Origin of the sequence: Phenylobacterium haematophilum (assembly GCF_014196295.1) — a bacterium.
In the GTDB taxonomy this organism is placed as follows: Bacteria; Pseudomonadota; Alphaproteobacteria; order Caulobacterales; family Caulobacteraceae; genus Phenylobacterium; species Phenylobacterium haematophilum.
Genome location: NZ_JACIDK010000005.1, coordinates 52,971 through 70,447, shown reverse-complemented (window position 1 = coordinate 70,447; position 17,477 = coordinate 52,971). Strand labels below are relative to the sequence as shown.

At 68.2% G+C, this 17,477-nt stretch carries 15 protein-coding genes; 10 read left to right on the top strand and 5 right to left on the bottom strand.

The window, feature by feature from the left end:
- Positions 1-36 precede the first annotated feature (36 nt).
- A complete protein-coding gene (locus tag GGQ61_RS16245) occupies positions 37-810 on the bottom strand; it encodes a LytTR family DNA-binding domain-containing protein (RefSeq protein ID WP_246370991.1) in 774 nt (257 codons plus the stop codon).
- A gap of 237 nt (positions 811-1,047) precedes the next feature.
- Between GGQ61_RS16245 and sucC the strand changes: the two genes are divergently transcribed.
- From sucC to GGQ61_RS16200, 9 genes are all read left to right on the top strand, one after another.
- Complete coding sequence (gene sucC / locus GGQ61_RS16240; RefSeq protein WP_183775123.1) at positions 1,048-2,247, top strand: ADP-forming succinate--CoA ligase subunit beta; 1,200 nt, start codon at positions 1,048-1,050, stop codon at positions 2,245-2,247.
- The gene (gene sucD, locus GGQ61_RS16235; RefSeq protein WP_183775121.1) at positions 2,247-3,125 is read left to right on the top strand and encodes a succinate--CoA ligase subunit alpha; all 879 of its coding nucleotides are present in this window, start codon (positions 2,247-2,249) and stop codon (positions 3,123-3,125) included. Before sucC ends, sucD begins: the two co-directional genes overlap by 1 nt.
- Before the next feature lie 112 nt (positions 3,126-3,237).
- Positions 3,238-6,192: a 2-oxoglutarate dehydrogenase E1 component gene (locus tag GGQ61_RS16230; protein ID WP_183775119.1), complete on the top strand. Its 2,955-nt coding sequence runs from the start codon at positions 3,238-3,240 to the stop codon at positions 6,190-6,192.
- A gap of 55 nt (positions 6,193-6,247) precedes the next feature.
- A complete protein-coding gene (gene odhB, locus GGQ61_RS16225) occupies positions 6,248-7,465 on the top strand; it encodes a 2-oxoglutarate dehydrogenase complex dihydrolipoyllysine-residue succinyltransferase (RefSeq protein WP_183775117.1) in 1,218 nt (405 codons plus the stop codon).
- A 42-nt stretch (positions 7,466-7,507) separates the two neighbouring features.
- A complete protein-coding gene (locus GGQ61_RS16220; protein ID WP_183775114.1) occupies positions 7,508-7,873 on the top strand; it encodes a hypothetical protein in 366 nt (121 codons plus the stop codon).
- Between the two features lie 25 nt (positions 7,874-7,898).
- Positions 7,899-9,296, top strand: coding sequence for a dihydrolipoyl dehydrogenase (lpdA, locus tag GGQ61_RS16215; RefSeq protein WP_183775111.1), 1,398 nt, complete (start codon positions 7,899-7,901; stop codon positions 9,294-9,296).
- On the top strand, positions 9,296-9,712 hold the full coding sequence (locus GGQ61_RS16210) for a GNAT family N-acetyltransferase (protein ID WP_183775108.1): 417 nt from the start codon (positions 9,296-9,298) through the stop codon (positions 9,710-9,712). Before lpdA ends, GGQ61_RS16210 begins: the two co-directional genes overlap by 1 nt.
- Positions 9,713-9,768: 56 nt before the next feature.
- Positions 9,769-10,053, top strand: a complete 285-nt coding sequence (locus GGQ61_RS16205; protein WP_183775104.1) for a hypothetical protein — start codon at positions 9,769-9,771, stop codon at positions 10,051-10,053.
- A 326-nt stretch (positions 10,054-10,379) separates the two neighbouring features.
- Complete coding sequence (locus tag GGQ61_RS16200; protein WP_183775102.1) at positions 10,380-11,885, top strand: arylsulfatase; 1,506 nt, start codon at positions 10,380-10,382, stop codon at positions 11,883-11,885.
- A 61-nt stretch (positions 11,886-11,946) separates the two neighbouring features.
- On the opposite strand, the gene GGQ61_RS16195 is transcribed toward GGQ61_RS16200, so the two are convergent.
- Genes GGQ61_RS16195 through fsa form a run of 3 tightly spaced genes read right to left on the bottom strand, consistent with a single transcriptional unit; the run spans position 11,947 to position 14,242 of the window.
- The gene (locus GGQ61_RS16195; RefSeq protein ID WP_183775644.1) at positions 11,947-12,897 is read right to left on the bottom strand and encodes a tyrosine-type recombinase/integrase; all 951 of its coding nucleotides are present in this window, start codon (positions 12,895-12,897) and stop codon (positions 11,947-11,949) included.
- Complete coding sequence (locus tag GGQ61_RS16190; RefSeq protein WP_183775099.1) at positions 12,894-13,571, bottom strand: DUF484 family protein; 678 nt, start codon at positions 13,569-13,571, stop codon at positions 12,894-12,896. The genes GGQ61_RS16195 and GGQ61_RS16190 overlap by 4 nt, the downstream gene beginning before the upstream one ends.
- Positions 13,572-13,588: 17 nt before the next feature.
- Entirely contained in the window at positions 13,589-14,242 is a 654-nt protein-coding gene (gene fsa, locus GGQ61_RS16185) for a fructose-6-phosphate aldolase (protein ID WP_183775096.1), read from the bottom strand.
- A gap of 78 nt (positions 14,243-14,320) precedes the next feature.
- Between fsa and GGQ61_RS16180 the strand changes: the two genes are divergently transcribed.
- Positions 14,321-16,483 (top strand): primosomal protein N', encoded by a 2,163-nt coding sequence (locus tag GGQ61_RS16180; RefSeq protein ID WP_183775093.1) that lies wholly within the window; start codon positions 14,321-14,323, stop codon positions 16,481-16,483.
- A 154-nt stretch (positions 16,484-16,637) separates the two neighbouring features.
- On the opposite strand, the gene GGQ61_RS16175 is transcribed toward GGQ61_RS16180, so the two are convergent.
- Positions 16,638-17,444 (bottom strand): TerC family protein, encoded by an 807-nt coding sequence (locus GGQ61_RS16175; RefSeq protein ID WP_183775090.1) that lies wholly within the window; start codon positions 17,442-17,444, stop codon positions 16,638-16,640.
- Positions 17,445-17,477: the final 33 nt, after the last annotated feature.

Here is a 17,477-nt window from a genome sequence, read left to right as displayed (position 1 = left end):
TAATCCATAGCCTGAGGTTATGGACGGCGCCGTTGGTCACAGCCAACTGCGCTCGCGCAATCGCCGCGCATAGGTTCGGCTGACCGGAACCTCGGAACCGTCCTTGAGGGTCAGGGTGGCGCGGCCCTCGCCGCGGCGCGCCTGCGCGATCGCTGCGCGGGCGACCCACCAGGACCGATGCACCTGGGCGCCCTCGACGCCCTCCAGCTCGGCCACGGCGTCGCTCAGCCGCATCAGGATCAGCTCCTGGCCCAGCGAGGTGTGCAGCCGCAAATAATGGTCCTCGGACTGCACCGCCCAGATCTCGGCGCCGCGCAGCTTGGCTGGCAGCCGCTCGAGGAAGCGGGACGGCGCAGGGGCGATGATCGGCTCGGCCGCCGCCTGGCGGCGCCCGGCCAGCACGTTCACGGCCGTGATCGCCAGCGTAACCAGGGCGACGCTTACGAACAGGGAGGCCAGCGCCCGGAGCGGGATCGGCGCGTGCAGCAGCCGCCCGTTGACCAGCCAGACAAGTCCGGTCAGCGGTCCAGCGATCACCAGCGCATAGAGGATGGTGCGCAGCCAGGGGTTCGACGCCGCGTCCCGGGCCGGGAAGACGAGGCGCAGGATCAGTCCGCCCCAGACCGTGCCGATGGTCAGCATGCCGGCCCAGTAGAACAGTCGCACGCCTAGCGGCGTCCGGCTCATGCCGAAGGCGCCGGAGACAGCCAGGAACACCGCCGCGGCTGCGGCGATGGCGAAGCCGCGCCGCCATCCGGCGACGCCGCCCATGGGGCCATATTCGAACCACTTCGCCTTCACTGAGCGCATGCGCAGGAGAAAACACGATTGGGTCCGATGAGGAAGCGGGGCGCTGGCGCGTCCTTATGGTCGAGCGATTGTTGTAATTGGTCTTTCTTCGATGACGCTAGCGTCCGGATTGTATACAGTAGGCGAAAATACGCGGTTTTGTTGGGGGCTCGCGGTTGCCACATTGAGCGGTGGCGCCTATAACCCCGGCCGTCCGCCGAGCCCGGCGGGTTTCCCGATCACGCGTTACGCGGCCTCATGAACATCCACGAGCATCAAGCCAAGTCCGTCCTCTCCGAGTTCGGCGTGGCGGTCCCGCGCGGCTATGCCGCCTTCTCCGTAGACGAAGCGGTCAAGGCCGCCCAGGACCTCGGTGGTCCGGTCTTCGTCGTGAAGTCCCAGATCCACGCCGGCGGACGCGGTAAGGGCCGCTTCGAAGGCCTCGGTCCCGACGCCAAGGGCGGCGTGCGCGTCGTCAAGTCGGTCGACGAGGTCAAGGCCAACGCCGAGGAAATGCTCGGCCGCGTGCTGGTGACCCATCAGACCGGCCCGAAGGGCAAGCAGGTGAACCGCCTCTACATCGAGGAAGGCGCCGCGATCGCCAAGGAATTCTACCTGTCGCTGCTGGTCGACCGCGAAACGAGCCGGGTCTCGGTCGTGGCCTCGACCGAAGGCGGCATGGACATCGAGGAGGTCGCTCACTCGACCCCCGAGAAGATCATCACCTTCTCCATCGACCCGGCCACCGGCGTCTTCCCGCACCACGCTCGCACGCTGTCCAAGGCGCTGGGCCTGACGGGCGGCCTGGCCAAGGAAGCGGCCACGCTTCTCTCGCAGCTCTATACGGCGTTCCTCGCCAAGGACATGAGCATGCTTGAGATCAACCCGCTGATCGTGACCGGCGATGATCACCTGCGCGTCCTCGACGCCAAGGTCAGCTTCGACTCCAACGCGCTGTTCCGTCATCCGGACATCGTCGCCCTGCGCGACGAGAGCGAAGAGGACCCGAAGGAAATCGAGGCCTCGAAGTTCGACCTCAGCTACATCGCCCTCGACGGCGAGATCGGCTGCATGGTCAACGGCGCGGGCCTAGCCATGGCCACCATGGACATCATCAAGCTCTACGGCGCAGAGCCGGCGAACTTCCTGGACGTCGGCGGCGGCGCCGACGAGCCCAAGGTGACGGCGGCCTTCAAGATCATCATGGCCGACCCGAACGTGAAGGGCATCCTGGTCAACATCTTCGGCGGCATCGCCCGTTGCGACATCCTCGCCAACGGCGTGGTCAACGCGGTCAAGCAGGTCGGCCTCAACGTCCCGCTGGTGGTCCGCCTCGAAGGCACCAACGCCGAGCTGGGCAAGAAGATCATCAACGAAAGCGGTCTGAACGTGATCGCGGCGAACGACCTTTCGGACGGCGCTGAGAAGATTGTCAAAGCCGTGCGGGAGGCGAACTGATGTCCATCCTCATCGGTAAAGAGACGCGCGTCATCTGCCAGGGCATCACCGGCGCCCAGGGCACCTTCCACTCCGAGCAGGCCATCGCCTACGGCACCAAGATGGTCGGCGGCGTGACCCCCGGCAAAGGCGGCCAGACCCATATCGGCCTGCCGGTGTTCGACACCGTGGCCGAGGCGGTCAAGCAGACCGGCGCCGACGCCAGCGCGATCTACGTCCCGCCGCCCTTCGCCGCCGACTCGATCCTGGAAGCCATCGACGCCGAAGTCCCGCTGATCATCTGCATCACCGAGGGCATCCCGGTGACCGACATGATCAAGGTCAAGAAGGCCCTGGCCGGCTCGAAGTCGCGCCTGATCGGTCCGAACTGCCCCGGCGTTCTGACGCCGGACGCCTGCAAGATCGGCATCATGCCGGGCAACATCTTCAAGAAGGGCTCGGTCGGCGTGGTTTCGCGCTCCGGCACCCTGACCTACGAAGCGGTGTTCCAGACCACCAACGTCGGCCTCGGCCAATCGACGGCGGTCGGCATCGGCGGCGACCCGGTCAAGGGCACCGAGTTCATCGACATGCTCGACCTGTTCCTGAAGGACCCGGAAACCGAGTCCATCATCATGATCGGCGAGATCGGCGGTTCGGCTGAAGAAGATGCGGCCGAGTTCATCAAAAATTCGCCGATCAAGAAGCCTATGGTCGGCTTCATCGCAGGCCGTACGGCGCCTCCGGGCCGCCGCATGGGCCACGCCGGCGCCATCATCTCCGGCGGCAAGGGCGGTGCGGAAGACAAGATCGCTGCGATGGAGGCCGCGGGCATCCGCGTCTCGCCGTCGCCGGCGGCTCTGGGCGAAACCCTTCTGCAGGTGCTGAAAGGCGCCTGACGACGAGCCGGGCGCCTGGAAGGCGTCCGGCGACAACCTAAGTAGTATGGGCGGTCCGCGCTCGGCTCCTTCTTCCTGAAGTCCGCGCGACGGACCCCGGGAAACGGAAGAAATGGCGGACGACGGCAGTCTGATCAACGAGGTGCTCGCGGAGACCTCATTCCTCTACGGCGGCAACGCCACATTCGTGGAGGACCTCTACGCGAGATGGGCGGCGAACCCCGCCTCGGTCGACGCCTCCTGGCAGGCGTTCTTCAGCTCGCTGAACGACCGCGCCGAAGAGGTTAAGGCCGCCGCCGGCAAGCGCTCCTGGACCAAGCCGGGCGCGCCCGTCGCCCGTCCCGACTGGCTCTCGGCCATCGACGGCCTCTGGCCCGCGGTCGAGGCCAAGGTCGGCGCCAAGGTCGCCGAGCGCGCCGCGCCCAGCGCCTCGCCCGAGTCGGTCCGCGCCGCCACCCTCGACTCCCTCCGCGCGATCATGATGATCCGCGCCTACCGGATGCGCGGCCACCTGCGCGCCAACCTCGACCCGCTGGGCATCACGGTGCCGGACGGCGACGCCTCCGAGCTCGACCCGGCGACCTACGGCTTCACCGAGGCCGACTTCGACCGTCCGATCTTCCTCGACTACGTGCTCGGCCTCGAGACCGGCACGATCCGCGAGATCCTGGCGATCCTCAAGCGCACCTACTGCGGCGACATCGGCGTGCAGTACATGCACATCTCCGATCCGGCCCAGAAGGCCTGGCTGCAGGAGCGCATCGAGGGCCGCGACAAGGAGATCCACTTCACCAAGGAGGGCAAGGTCGCCATCCTGAAGAAGCTGATCGAGGCCGAAGGCTTCGAGCGCTTCCTGCACAAGCGCTATCCCGGCACCAAGCGGTTCGGCCTGGACGGCGGCGAAGCCATGGTCCCGGCCATGGAGCAGATCATCAAGCGCGGCGGCGCGCTCGGCGTGCGCGACATCGTCCTGGGCATGCCGCACCGCGGCCGCCTGAACGTCCTGGCCGCCGTGATGGCCAAGCCCTACCACGTGATCTTCCACGAGTTCCAAGGCGGCTCGTCGGTGCCTTCGGACATCGAGGGTTCGGGCGACGTGAAGTATCACATGGGCGCCTCGTCGGACCGCGCGTTCGACGGCAACAACGTCCACCTGTCCCTGACCGCCAACCCCTCGCACCTGGAGATCGTCAATCCGGTCGTCCTCGGCAAGGCGCGCGCCAAGCAGGCCTTCACCCTGCGCGATGCGCCCGAGAGCGGCCGTGGCCATGTGCTGCCGCTGTTGCTGCACGGCGATGCGGCCTTCGCCGGCCAGGGCGTGGTGGCCGAGTGCTTCGCGATTTCGGGCACCAAGGGCTACCGCACCGGCGGCACCATCCACTTCATCGTCAACAACCAGATCGGGTTCACGACGGCGCCGCAGTACAGCCGCTCCTCGCCCTATCCGTCGGACGTGGCGCTGATGGTCGAGGCGCCGATCTTCCACGTGAACGGCGATGACCCGGAAGCGGTGACCTACGTGGCCAAGGTGGCCACCGAGTTCCGCCAGCAGTTCGGCAAGGACGTCGTCATCGACATGTTCTGCTACCGGCGGTTCGGTCACAACGAGGGCGACGACCCGACGATGACCTCGCCCTTGATGTACGCCAAGATCAAGGACCACCCGCCGACCCGCGAGCTCTACGCCCGCAAGCTGATCGCCGAAGGCGTCGCCACCCAGGACGAAGTCGCCGGCTGGGTCGCCGAGTTCGAGGACTTCCTCGACAAGGAATTCGAGGCCGGCAAGACCTACAAGCCCAACAAGGCCGACTGGCTGGACGGCAAGTGGGCCGGGCTGGCGCTGCCCGAGGGCGACGACCGCCGCGGCGACACCAGCGTGCCGATGCAGAAGCTGATCGACCTCGGCCAGAAGATCACCGCCATTCCGGACCGCCTGGACGTCCACAAGACCGTCCGCCGCGTCATCGAGAACCGCCGCGCGGCGATCGAGGCCGGCGAAGGGCTCGACTGGGCGACCGGCGAGCACCTGGCTTTCGCCAGCCTGCTCGACGAGGGCTTCCCGGTCCGTCTGGCCGGCCAGGACAGCGTCCGCGGCACCTTCGTGCAGCGCCACTGCGACCTGATCGATCAGACGACCGAAGAGCACTACACCCCGCTGTCGCACCTGCGTCCGGGCCAGGCCCACTTCGAAGTCATCGACTCGGCGCTGTCGGAAGAGGCGGTGCTGGGCTTCGAGTACGGTTTCTCGCTGGCCGATCCGAAGACGCTGACCCTCTGGGAGGCCCAGTTCGGCGACTTCGCCAACGGCGCCCAGGTCGTCGTCGACCAGTTCATTTCGTCGGGCGAGCGCAAATGGCTGCGGATGAGCGGCCTGGTGATGCTCCTGCCGCACGGTTACGAGGGCCAGGGCCCCGAGCACTCCTCGGCCCGCCTGGAGCGCTATCTGCAGCTCTGCGCCGAAGACAACATGCAGGTCGTCAACTGCTCGACCCCGGCCAACTACTTCCACGCCCTGCGCCGTCAGCAGCGCCGCGAGTTCCGCAAGCCGCTGATCGTGATGACGCCGAAGTCGCTGCTGCGGCACAAGAAGGCCACCTCGACCCTGGCCGACCTGGCCGAGGGTTCGTCCTTCCACCGCGTGCTGAACGACGACGCCGAGCGCGGCGTCAACACCTCGGTCAAGCTCGTCCCGCCAGACAAGATCCGCCGCGTGGTGCTGTGCTCGGGCAAGGTCTATTACGACCTGCTGGACGCCCGTGAGGAGAAGGGCGTCGACGACGTCTACATCATGCGCCTCGAGCAGTTCTATCCGTGGCCGGTGAAGTCGCTGTCGACGGAACTGTCGCGCTTCCCGAACGCCGAGCTGGTCTGGTGCCAGGAAGAGCCGAAGAACATGGGCGGCTGGACCTTCGTCGACCCGTGGCTGGAGCTCACCCTGGAGCGCCTCAAGGTCAAGGCCAAGCGCGCCCGCTACGTCGGTCGTCCGGCCTCGGCCTCGACCGCCGCGGGCCTGATGAGCCGGCACATGCGCGAACTGCAGAACTTCCTCGCGGACGCCTTCGCCTAAGGCGTCCCGGGACTTCCAAGTAAAAGAACAGAGCGAAGAGAGACAGGTACTTCCAATGGCCGACATCATGACCCCCGCCCTGGGCGAGTCCGTCACCGAGGCGACGGTCGCGCGCTGGACGAAGAAGGCGGGCGACGCCGTTCGGAAGGACGAGATCCTCGTCGAGCTGGAAACCGACAAGGTGAGCCTTGAGGTCGCCGCTCCTGCGGACGGCGTGCTCGAGTTCATCGCCGCCGAAGAAGGCGCGACCGTCGAGCCGGGCGCCGTGCTCGGCCGCCTGGCCGAAGGCGCCGTGGCCTCGGCCCCGGCCGCCGCCCCGGCCCCCAAGGTTGAAGCGCCGAAGCCGGCGCCGGCTCCCGCCCCCGCGCCGGCTCCGGCCGCTGCTCCTGCCGCCGCCGCGCCGCTGGCCCCCTCGGCCCAGCGCATCGTCGCCGAAAACAACCTCGACGCCGGCGCCATCGCCGGCTCGGGCAAGGCCGGCCGCGTGACCAAGGGCGACGCTTTGGCCGCTCTGGAAGCCCGCGCCGCCGCACCGGCGGCGCCCGCCGCTCCGGCCGCGCCGCGCGAGATCCACGAGCGCGAAGAGCGGGTCCGCATGACCCGCCTGCGCCAGACCATCGCCCGCCGCCTGAAGGAAGCTCAGAACGCCGCGGCCATGCTGACGACCTTCAACGAGGTCGACATGAGCGCGGTCATGGCCCTGCGCAACCAGTACAAGGACGGCTTCGAAAAGAGCCACGGCGTGAAGCTCGGCTTCATGAGCTTCTTCGTGAAGGCGGTGATCCACGGCCTGAAGCACGTGCCGGACGTCAACGCCGAGATCGACGGCACGGACGTCATCTATAAGAACCACTACGATATCGGCGTCGCCGTCGGCACCGACAAGGGCCTGGTGGTTCCCGTGCTGCGTGACGCCGACGCGCTGTCGCTGTCGGGCATCGAGAAGGGCATCGGCGCGCTGGGCAAGAAGGCCCGCGATGGCCAACTCGCCCTCGAAGACCTGCAAGGCGGCACGTTCACGATCTCGAACGGCGGCGTCTACGGTTCGCTGATGTCGACCCCGATCCTCAACGCCCCGCAATCGGGCATCCTGGGCATGCACAAGATCCAGGAACGCCCGATGGCCGTGAACGGCCAGGTGGTGATCCGTCCGATGATGTACCTGGCGCTCAGCTACGATCACCGCATCGTCGACGGCCAGGGCGCGGTGACCTTCCTGGTCAAGGTCAAGGAAGCCATCGAAGACCCGCAGCGCCTGCTGCTGGACGTCTAAGACCGATGTGGCCAAGCTCCGACACTTGGTTGGAGCTGCGTCATGGCGCTGGTGGAAGTCGCAAGATTCGCCGATCTCACGGAGGCCCAGGTCGCAGCGTCGGCTCTGCGCGCCTCCGGGATCTTCGTCTTCCTCCAGAACCAGCACCACGGAGAGATGAACTTCGGGGTGCAGTTCGCGCTCGGCGGCTTCCCGCTCCACGTGATGGAAGAGGAGGCGGCCGAGGTGCGGGCGATGCTTTCGCAGATCCGCGCAGCGCCGTCGTCCCTGGCCCCGCCGCCGCCGGCGCAGAGCGTGCCGCGTCTGGCCTTCTCGCTCGTCATCACCTGGCTCTTCGGCGTCCCGACCCCGCTGCCCATCCAGCGCGAGCATCAGGACGAGGGCCGCGTTCCTATATCCTCCCCGTAACTCCTCCGATCAGGCACTGAACATCATGGCTCAATACGACGTCATCATCATCGGCGGCGGCCCCGGCGGCTACAACGCCGGCATCCGCGCGGGCCAGCTGGGCCTGAAGGTCGCCGTGGTGGAGAAGCGCACGACGCTCGGCGGCACCTGCCTCAATGTCGGCTGTATGCCCTCCAAGGCGCTGCTGCACGCCTCGGAACTCTACGAAGCCGCCGGCGGCGAATTCGCCACCCTCGGCATCGAGGTGAAGCCCAAGCTGAACCTCGTGCAGATGATGAAGCAGAAGGCCGACTCGGTGACCGCCCTGACCAAGGGCATCGAGTTCTTGTTCAAGAAGAACAAGGTCGAGTGGATCAAGGGCGCGGGCAAGATCGCCGGCCCGGGCAAGGTCGAGGTCACCGCCGAGGACGGCTCGGTCACCGCCCTGGAAGCCAAGGACATCGTCATCGCCACCGGCTCCGAGCCGACCCCGCTGCCGGGCGTGACCATCGACCAGGAGCGCATCGTCGACTCCACCGGCGCCCTGTCGCTGCCGGAGGTCCCCAAGAGCCTGATCGTCATCGGCGCCGGCATCATCGGCTTGGAGCTGGGCTCGGTGTGGCGCCGCCTGGGTTCGAAGGTGACCGTCGTCGAGTTCCTCGACCGCATCACGCCGGGGATGGACGCCGAGACCGCCAAGACCTTCCAGCGCTCGCTGACCAAGCAGGGCGTGGAGTTTAAGCTGGGCGCCAAGGTCACCGGCGCGACCGCCTCCAAGAAGGGCGTCTCGCTGACCGTCGAGCCGGTGGCTGGCGGCGCGGCCGAGACCCTGGAAGCCGAGTACGTGCTGGTCGCCATCGGCCGGCGTCCCTACACCGAGGGCCTGGGCCTGGAGAACGTCGGGATCACCCCGGACAAGCGCGGGTTCATCGAAACCGACCACTTCAAGACCTCCGCGCCCGGCGTCTGGGCCATCGGCGACGCCATCCATGGCCCGATGCTGGCCCACAAGGCCGAGGAGGACTCGGTGGCCTGCATCGAGATCATCGCCGGCAAGTACGGCCACGTGGACTACAATCTGGTCCCCAGCGTGGTTTACACTTACCCGGAAGTGGCCTGGGTCGGTCAGACCGAGGAGCAGCTCAAGGACGCGGGCGTCGCCTACAAGGTCGGCAAGTTCCCGTTCAGCGCCAACAGCCGCGCCAAGATCAACCATGAGACCGATGGCTTCGCCAAGGTCCTGGCCGACGCTAAGACCGACGAGATCCTCGGCGTCCACATCGTCGGCCCGCAGGCCGGCGAGATGATCGGCGAGTACTGCGTGGCCATGGCCTTCAAGGCCGCCAGCGAAGACATCGCCCGCGTCTGCCACCCGCACCCGACCCGCTCGGAAGCCGGCCGTCAGGCCGCCATGGGCGTCGAAGGCTGGACGATGCAAGCCTGATGATCGTGAGGCGCGCGCAGGCCGATGAGATCGCGGCCTGCGCGGCGCTGTACGAACGCGTTCAGCGCGAGACCTTCACTTGGATCCCGCCGCAGCAGCACCAGGCCGCCGACTTCCTCTCCGCCGCCGAAGAAGAGGAGGTCTACCTGGCCAAGGACGGCGAACGCCTGCTCGGGATCGCCGGCTTCTACCGCCAGAGCAATTTTCTCCACTCGCTCTACGTCGAGACCCGCGGCGCCGGCGTCGGCAAGGCGCTGCTTGACTACGTGACCGTGGTCGCCGACGGGCCGCTGTCGCTCAAGTGCCAGTCGCCGAACCTGCGCGCCCAGGACTTCTATCTGCGCGAGGGCTTTCGCATCGTCGACGTCGGCCGCGACCCCGGCGCGGCTTTCACCTGGCTGCGGCTAAGCCGCTGATTCTGCTTCGGGGCGTCACGCGCGGGGCTTAGGCTCCTCCCGACAGGAGGATCGACATGGCCGCTTCCCTGCTTCTGGCCGCCTTGGCGGCGACCACCCTTTCCGCGCCGCCCGCCCCATCCTGCCCCAAGGAGGCGAGGCTCCAGGTCGCCGACCCCGCCCGGCCCGCCGCCCTGCTGCGGCCGCAGGACCGCCGCGGCCCCGACGGCGCCCAGACCTTGGCCAGTTTGCCGCCGGCCGGCATGCACCTGACGGTCATGCGCTCGGTGGGCGGCTGCGCGGTCTCGACCATGGTCCGCCAGAATGTCCAGGGCGACGGCCGCTTCGCACGGCCGCGCTGACGCTGCGCGTGTCATCCCGATTTCGACGTAGACGCGCGGCGATGTCGAGGACGGGGTCGCCGGGATTGAACTGCCGCTAGAGCGCCAGCCCGCCGTGCAGATCCTCAACCGTCGCGGGCCGGATCACAGGCTAGAGCATGGACGCACGCTTGTTGGCGGGCAGGGGCCAGGCAATCTCGCTCTAGTGGCTTCGCGCGCACTATCGGTGAAACGCCCCATCGCGGGGGCTGTGAGCGGGCTTCGCGGGATTCACCCGATTGTCCCGCATCGGCGCCGCCGCGACGCTCCACGGTCATCCACGCCGCCGCCACCGCAGGAGCATCGCCATGCCAGGCAAAAAGCCCAACATTCTCATCCTCTGGGGTGATGACATCGGTCAGCACAACCTCAGCTGCTACTCGCACGGGGTGATGGGCTATCAGACGCCCAACATCGACCGCGTCGCCGAGGAAGGTGCGATGTTCACCGACTACTACGCCGAGCAGAGCTGCACGGCTGGCCGCGCCTCATTCATCACCGGCCAGGCGGGGATGCGCACGGGCCTGACCAAGGTCGGCCTGCCGGGCGCCGACCTCGGCATGAAAAAGGAAATCCCGACGATCGCGCGGATGCTCAAGCACCAGGGCTATCGGACCGGCCAGTTCGGCAAGAACCACCTGGGAGACCGGGACGAACACCTGCCGACCATGCACGGCTTCGATGAGTTCTTCGGCAACCTCTATCACCTCAACGCCGAGGAAGAGCCTGAACTGCGCGATTATCCGCCGGCCAAGGACTTCCCGGATTTCCGCAGGAAGTATGGGCCGCGCGGCGTGCTGCACTGCTGGGCCGACGGCAAGGGCGGCCAGAAGATCGAGAACACCGGCCCGCTCACCCGCGAGCGGATGAAGACCGTCGACGAGGAGTTCCTCGCCAGCGCAAAGACCTTCATCAAGGCCGCTGTCGACGCGGATGAGCCGTTCTTCGTCTGGTTCAACACGACGCACATGCACTTCCGGACCCACGCCAAGGACTCGAGCCTGGGCCAGTCAGGGCGCTGGCAGTCCGAGTACCACGACGTCATGATCGACCATGACAAGAACATCGGCGAGATGATCGATCTGCTCGATGAACTGGGCATCGCCGACAACACCTTCCTGATGTACTCGACCGATAACGGCCCGCACCAGAATTCCTGGCCGGACGCCGGGACCACGCCGTTCCGTTCGGAAAAGAACACCAACTGGGAAGGCGCCTATCGCGTCCCCTGCCTGGTGCGTTGGCCCGGCAAGATTGCGCCCCGCACGAAGTTCACGGGCATCGCCTCGCACCTCGACTGGTTCCCGACCTTCGCCAATCTGGCGGGCGCGGCGTCGGTCAAGGAGGACCTCAAGAAGGGCGCGACGCTCGACGGCCACAAGTTCAAGGCCCACCTCGATGGCTGGGACCTGACCGACTACATCACCGGCCAGGCCAAGGTGAGCCCGCGGCCGGGCTTCATCTATTTCAACGACGACGGTGACGTGGTCTCGCTGCGCTATGACAATTGGAAGATGGTCTTCTTGGAACAGCGTTCCAAGGGCACGTTGGAGCTCTGGGCCGAGCCGTTCACGCCGCTGCGGGTGCCGAAGATCTTCAACCTGCGGACCGATCCCTACGAGCGGGCCGACCGCACCTCGAACACTTACTGGGACTGGATGCTCGACCACATCTTCCTGCTGGTCCCGGCCCAGGCGATGGTCGGCGAGTTCCTGGCGACGTTCAAGGAGTTCCCTCCCGCCCAGAAGGCGGCCAGCTTCTCGATCGACCAGGTCATGGAAAAGATTGAGAGCGCTGCGGCCGGCCAGGCCTAACGCGGCCATTCGACTGTCCCTCTCCCCTCGGCGAGGGGGGAGGGCGCAGCAGGACGGGTGTTCACGCGTGCGGATGGGCCTTGGCGTAGGCGCTGAGCAGGGACGCCGCATCGACCTCGGTGTAGCGCTGTGTGGTCGAGAGCGAGGCGTGGCCCAGCAGTTCCTGGATCGAACGCAGGTCCGCGCCGGCGCCCAGCAGATGGGTGGCGAACGAGTGGCGCAGCGCGTGCGGCGTGGCGCTGTCGGGCAGGCCCAGGCGCGCGCGCAGACCTTGCACCGTCGCCTGGACGTGACGCGGGCTTAAGGGGCCGCCGCGCTTGGCGCGGAACAGCGGCTCGTCCGGCTCCAGCACGAACGGCAGGTCGGCGAGATAGGTGGCGATCGCCGCCTGCACCGCCGGCAGCACCGGGACCATGCGGGTCTTGCCGCCCTTGCCGAGGATGCGCAGCGTCTCGGGGATCGGCGCGTCGCTGCGCTTCAGCGACAGCGCCTCGGAGATCCGCAGGCCGCAGCCATAGAGCAGGGTCAGCACCGCCTGGTCGCGGCTGACCTCCCAGTCGTCGCGGTCGGGATCGAAGGCGGGTTCGGCGATCAGGCCGGCCGCCTGGTCCTCGCTGACCGGCCGCGGGGCCGAGGGGACAACGCGCGGGCCGCGCACGAGGGCGATGGCGGCGTTGGGGGTGTCCAGCCGTCGGTCGAGGAACTTGTGGAAGGTGCGGATCGCCGACAGCGCCTGCGATAGCGAGCGCGGCGACAGGGGGTGATCGCCCTGTCGCAGGTGCGCCAGCCAGGCGCGGATCTCGCTGGGGGCCAGGGTTCCCATGTCGGAGAGGCTTAGGGCCTCGCCGCGATGGCGTTCGAGAAAGCTGATGTAGCGGCCGCCGGCGAAGGCGTAGGCCTCGACCGTGCGCGGCGAGGCGCGGCGCTCCTTGGCCAGGTGCTCCAGCCATTGGGCCAGAGCGCGACGCGCCGAAGTGGGAACCGGCTCGGGCGCCTGGCGGGCGTTGGTCACAGGACCGGCCACCGCTCCGCCGTGCGCTCGACCACGCGGGCGAGGAAGGCGACCAATTCGACGCCCATGTCTTCGGTGAAGCCGTGCTCGTCGGCCGAGCCGAAGGCCAGCAGGCCCTCGCGCGAGGGCTCCCAGATCGCCATGCGGACCATGGCCATCGAGCGGACCTGCGGCGCGCGTTCGCCGAACAGGCCGAGCGCCACGGGCTCGAAGCCCATCAGCGCCACGCGGTCGTGGCCGATGATCATGTCGATCTGGCCCTCGACCAGCATCCGCCAGCCGGCCGGCGTGCGCTCGGGCCCTTCCAGGGCGACGACGCCGCTGACCAGGCCGAAACGCAGCTGCGCCAGCTCGTCGACCCGGCGGGCCAGGTCGGCGTGATTGCGCGACTCAAGCATGTCGACGACCGCGCCGTGCGTCTGGGCTTGGGCGGCGAAGTTGGCGCGTGCCGTAGCTTCCAGGTGCTTGCGCGCGCTGGACTCGCGCTTGTGCGCCTCGTGCACGCGGGCCAGCGCCGCCGGTCCGAAGTCGATCACGTTGCCGGCGTCGGCGCGCAGGCCGAGCTCGGCCAGCAGCGCTGTGTCGCCGCGCAGGAAGTCGGGGTTGTCGGCCAGGAAGGCGCGGACCTCGCGGGGCTCGAGACCATGTTCCTTAGCCTTCGCCCCGCCTTCCATGTGCCGCCCCCAGCATTCTACAGGATGGACTGACCCGTCTTGGCCCAGTCGCTGAGGAATTGTTCAAGACCCTTTTCGGTTAACGGGTGCTTGAAGAGGTCGGCGAAGGTGGTGGGCGGAATGGTCGCGCAGTCGGCGCCGGCGAGGGCCGCGGCGGTCACGTGGGCCGGCGTGCGGATCGAGGCGGCGAGGATCTCGGTATCGAAATCGTAGTTGTCGTAGATCGCGCGGATTTCCTGGATCAGGCCCATGCCTTCGGCGCCGTAGTCGTCCAGGCGGCCGATGAACGGCGAGATGTAGCTGGCGCCGGCCTTGGCCGCGAGCAGCGCCTGAGCGGCCGTGAAGCACAGGGTGACGTTGGTCTGGATGCCCTGCACCGCGAACTCCGACGTCGCGATCAGGCCGTTGCGGGTCAGCGGCAGCTTGACGACCACGTTCGGGGCGATGGCGGCCAGCTTCGCGCCTTCGGCCAGCATGCCCTCGACCTCGGTGGCGGCGACCTCGGCGCTGACCGGGCCCTCGACGAGCTCGCAAATCTCGGCGATGACCTCCAGCATGGGGCGGCCGGACTTGGCGATGAGGGTCGGGTTGGTGGTCACCCCGTCCACCAGGCCGGTGGCGGTGAGTTCCTTGAGCAGGCCGATGTCGGTGGTGTCGAGGAAGAGCTGCATGGGTGACCTTCTGGCGCGGGGTTTCGCGGGCTCTTTACCGTTTGCAGCCGCGTGCGGCCAGCCTATCTGGACGGGGCCATGAGCCGCATCGCCTCCGTCCTGCTTCCCATGCCGCTGCCTGAGGCGTTCGACTACGCCGAGCCGGAGGGGATGGAGCTCGTCGTCGGCGACCAGGTCGCCGCGCCGCTGGGCCCGCGGCTGCTGCGCGGCGTCGTCGTCGCCCTGCGCGAAGGGGCCGGCGGCAACCGGCCGCTGAAGCCGCTCGACAGCAAGCTGGATTCCCCGCCGCTGCCGCCCGGCGCCATCGAGTTCGTCCAGTGGGCGGCGCGCTATTCCGTCGACGCGCCCGGCCAGCCGTTGGCCATCGCCATCCGCGGCGCCCGCGCCCCCAAGGCCAAACCCGAAAAGGTGCTCGAGGCCACCGGCCTGCTGCCGGCCCGCGCGACCCCCGCCCGGCTGAAAGTGCTGGAGGCCGCCGCCGCCGGCCCGCAGGCGCCGGCCGATCTCGCCCGCGCCGCCGGGGTTTCGGCTGGCGTGGTCAAGGGCCTGGTCGAAGAGGGCGCGCTGGCCCTGCGGCTGATCGAGGCGCAGGCCGCTTTTCCCGAACCCGATCTCGCCCGCGCGGGCCATCCGCTGAACCCCAGCCAGGCCGCCGCGGCCCAGGCGCTGGTCGACATGGTCCGTGAGGGCGGCTTCAACGTCGCCCTGCTCGACGGCGTCACCGGTTCGGGCAAGACCGAGGTCTATCTGGAGGCGGTCGCCGCCGCCCTGGCCAAGGACCCCGCCGCCCAGGTGCTGGTCATGCTGCCCGAGATCGCCCTGACCCAGGCGGTGATCGCCCGGTTCGTGGAGCGCTTCGGGGTGAAACCGGCCGAATGGCACTCCGACGTCGCCCCGCCGATGCGCCGCCGCACCTGGGACGCGGTCGCCACCGGCCAAGCCCGCATCGTCATCGGCGCCCGGTCGGCGCTGTTCCTGCCGTTCACCCGCCTGTCGCTGATCGTCGTCGATGAGGAGCACGACGGCTCCTACAAGCAGGACGAGGGCTTCATCTACCAGGCCCGCGACCTCTCGGTGATGCGCGGCAAGATCGAGGGCGCGGGCGTGATCCTGGCTTCGGCGACCCCGTCGCTCGAGACCCTGCGCAACGCCGAGACCGGCCGTTACCGCTGGCTGAAGCTGACCAGCCGCCACGGGACCGCGCAGCTGCCCGACATCACGCTCATCGACCTTAAGGCGACGCCGCCGCCGCCCGGCCGCTGGCTTTCGCCGCCGCTGGTCGACGCCATGGGACAGACCCTGGCCGCCGGCGAGCAGACCCTGCTGTTCCTCAACCGCCGCGGCTACGCCCCGCTTGTGCTCTGCAAGGCCTGCGGCGAGAAGCTGACGTCGCCCGACACCGACAGCTGGCTGGTCGAGCACCGCTATAGCGGCCGGCTGGTCTGCCACCTGACCGGCTTTTCCATGCCCAAGCCCGACAAGTGTCCGCACTGCGGGGCCAAGGACAGCCTGACCTCGATCGGCCCAGGCGTGGAGCGGGTGGAGGAGGAGGCCCGCCACCTGTTCCCTGACGCCCGCATCGCGGTCTTCTCGTCCGACACGGTCTGGGACGCCAAGGAGGCGCGCCGCCTGGTCGACTCCATGGCCGAGGGCGAGATCGACATCCTGGTGGCGACCCAGGCCGCCGCCAAGGGCCACAATTTCCCCAAGCTGACCCTGGTCGGGGTGGTCGATGCGGACCTTGGCCTGCGCGGCGGCGACCTGCGCGCCGCCGAGCGCACCTACCAGCTGCTGGCCCAGGCCACCGGCCGGGCCGGCCGCCGCGACCGTCCCGGCCGCGCGCTCCTGCAGACCTACGCCCCTGAGCACTCGGTGATGCAGGCGCTGAAGGCCCAGGACCGCGACGCCTTCGTCGAGGCCGAGATGGCCGAGCGCGAGATCATGAAGCTGCCGCCGTTCGGCCGGCTGGGGGCCATCGTGATCTCCGGCCCCGACGCCGCGGCGCTGGAGGCCTTCGCCCGCGAGATGGCCAAGGTCGCGCCCAACGCCGAGGGGGTCGAGGTCTACGGCCCCGCCGACGCCCCGCTCGCCCTGGTGCGCGGCCGGCGGCGCAAGCGCTTCCTGGTCCGCGCCGACCGCAACGTCGACCTTTCGGCCTACCTCGCCACCTGGCGCGCCCGCGTGCGGCCGCCCGGCGCGATCCGGGTGGCCATCGACGTCGATCCGTACAGTTTTCTGTAGAGAGCCGCGTGTCATCCCGGTTTCGGCGCAGCCGAAGACCGGGATCCATGAACACCAGATGGTTCAGATGGCGGCGCCGGCCGCGCCCCTAATTCGACGCGGCGGCAATGGATCCCGGACAGCCGCTATGCGGCTTCCGGGATGACACTGGTGGTCAGTGCTTGGTCGCGTCCTGACCCAGCGCTTCGCGCTTCTTGGCGGCGTTGCGGCTCCACATGTTGAGCGCCTCGACCCCGGCCGAGAAGGCCATCGCCGCGTAGATGTAGCCCTTCGGCACATGCACCCCGAAGCCGTCGGCGATCAGCACGGTGCCGATCATCAGCAGGAAGCCCAGCGCCAGCATCACTACGGTCGGGTTGTTGTTGATGAAGTTGGCCAGCGGATCGGCGGCCAGCAGCATCACCGTCACCGCCACGATCACCGCGATCACCATGACCGGCAGGTGCTCGGTCATGCCCACGGCGGTCAGGATCGAGTCGATCGAGAACACCAGGTCCAGCATGATGATTTGGATGATCGCCGCGCCGAAATTGGTTGCGACCGCCTTCTTGGAGTCGAACACGTCGTCGTTCGGGGTCGGATCGACCGTGTGGTGGATTTCGGTGGTCGCCTTCCAGACCAGGAACAGGCCGCCGGCGATCAGGATCAGGTCGCGCCACGAGAACGCCAGCTCCCAGGCCGGCTTGCCGTTTTCGTCCAGGGCCCCGTGCCAGGGCAGTTCGAACACCGGCGCGGTCAGGCCGACGATGAAGGCCAGGGTCGAGAGCAGGACCAGGCGCATGATGAGCGCCAGGCTGATGCCGATGCGGCGGGCCTTAGTGCGGTGTTCGGGGGGCAGCTTATTCGAGAGAATGGAGATGAAGATGAGGTTGTCGATGCCAAGGACCACCTCCATGACGATGAGCGTGATCAGCGCCGCCCACACGGCCGGATCAGCAGCTAGGGTCATAAGGGTGTCCATCGAGGTCCTCTCGGTTATGTGGAAATTCTATCG

What these genes read in the sequence shown, in the direction of transcription:
- GGQ61_RS16245 (WP_246370991.1), bottom strand. Translation starts at nt 810, where the DNA reads ATGCGCTCAGTGAAGGCGAAGTGGTTCGAATATGGCCCCATGGGCGGC.
- sucC (WP_183775123.1), top strand. Translation starts at nt 1,048, where the DNA reads ATGAACATCCACGAGCATCAAGCCAAGTCCGTCCTCTCCGAGTTCGGC.
- sucD (WP_183775121.1), top strand. Translation starts at nt 2,247, where the DNA reads ATGTCCATCCTCATCGGTAAAGAGACGCGCGTCATCTGCCAGGGCATC.
- GGQ61_RS16230 (WP_183775119.1), top strand. Translation starts at nt 3,238, where the DNA reads ATGGCGGACGACGGCAGTCTGATCAACGAGGTGCTCGCGGAGACCTCA.
- odhB (WP_183775117.1), top strand. Translation starts at nt 6,248, where the DNA reads ATGGCCGACATCATGACCCCCGCCCTGGGCGAGTCCGTCACCGAGGCG.
- GGQ61_RS16220 (WP_183775114.1), top strand. Translation starts at nt 7,508, where the DNA reads ATGGCGCTGGTGGAAGTCGCAAGATTCGCCGATCTCACGGAGGCCCAG.
- lpdA (WP_183775111.1), top strand. Translation starts at nt 7,899, where the DNA reads ATGGCTCAATACGACGTCATCATCATCGGCGGCGGCCCCGGCGGCTAC.
- GGQ61_RS16210 (WP_183775108.1), top strand. Translation starts at nt 9,296, where the DNA reads ATGATCGTGAGGCGCGCGCAGGCCGATGAGATCGCGGCCTGCGCGGCG.
- GGQ61_RS16205 (WP_183775104.1), top strand. Translation starts at nt 9,769, where the DNA reads ATGGCCGCTTCCCTGCTTCTGGCCGCCTTGGCGGCGACCACCCTTTCC.
- GGQ61_RS16200 (WP_183775102.1), top strand. Translation starts at nt 10,380, where the DNA reads ATGCCAGGCAAAAAGCCCAACATTCTCATCCTCTGGGGTGATGACATC.
- GGQ61_RS16190 (WP_183775099.1), bottom strand. Translation starts at nt 13,571, where the DNA reads ATGGAAGGCGGGGCGAAGGCTAAGGAACATGGTCTCGAGCCCCGCGAG.
- fsa (WP_183775096.1), bottom strand. Translation starts at nt 14,242, where the DNA reads ATGCAGCTCTTCCTCGACACCACCGACATCGGCCTGCTCAAGGAACTC.
- GGQ61_RS16180 (WP_183775093.1), top strand. Translation starts at nt 14,321, where the DNA reads ATGAGCCGCATCGCCTCCGTCCTGCTTCCCATGCCGCTGCCTGAGGCG.
- GGQ61_RS16175 (WP_183775090.1), bottom strand. Translation starts at nt 17,444, where the DNA reads ATGGACACCCTTATGACCCTAGCTGCTGATCCGGCCGTGTGGGCGGCG.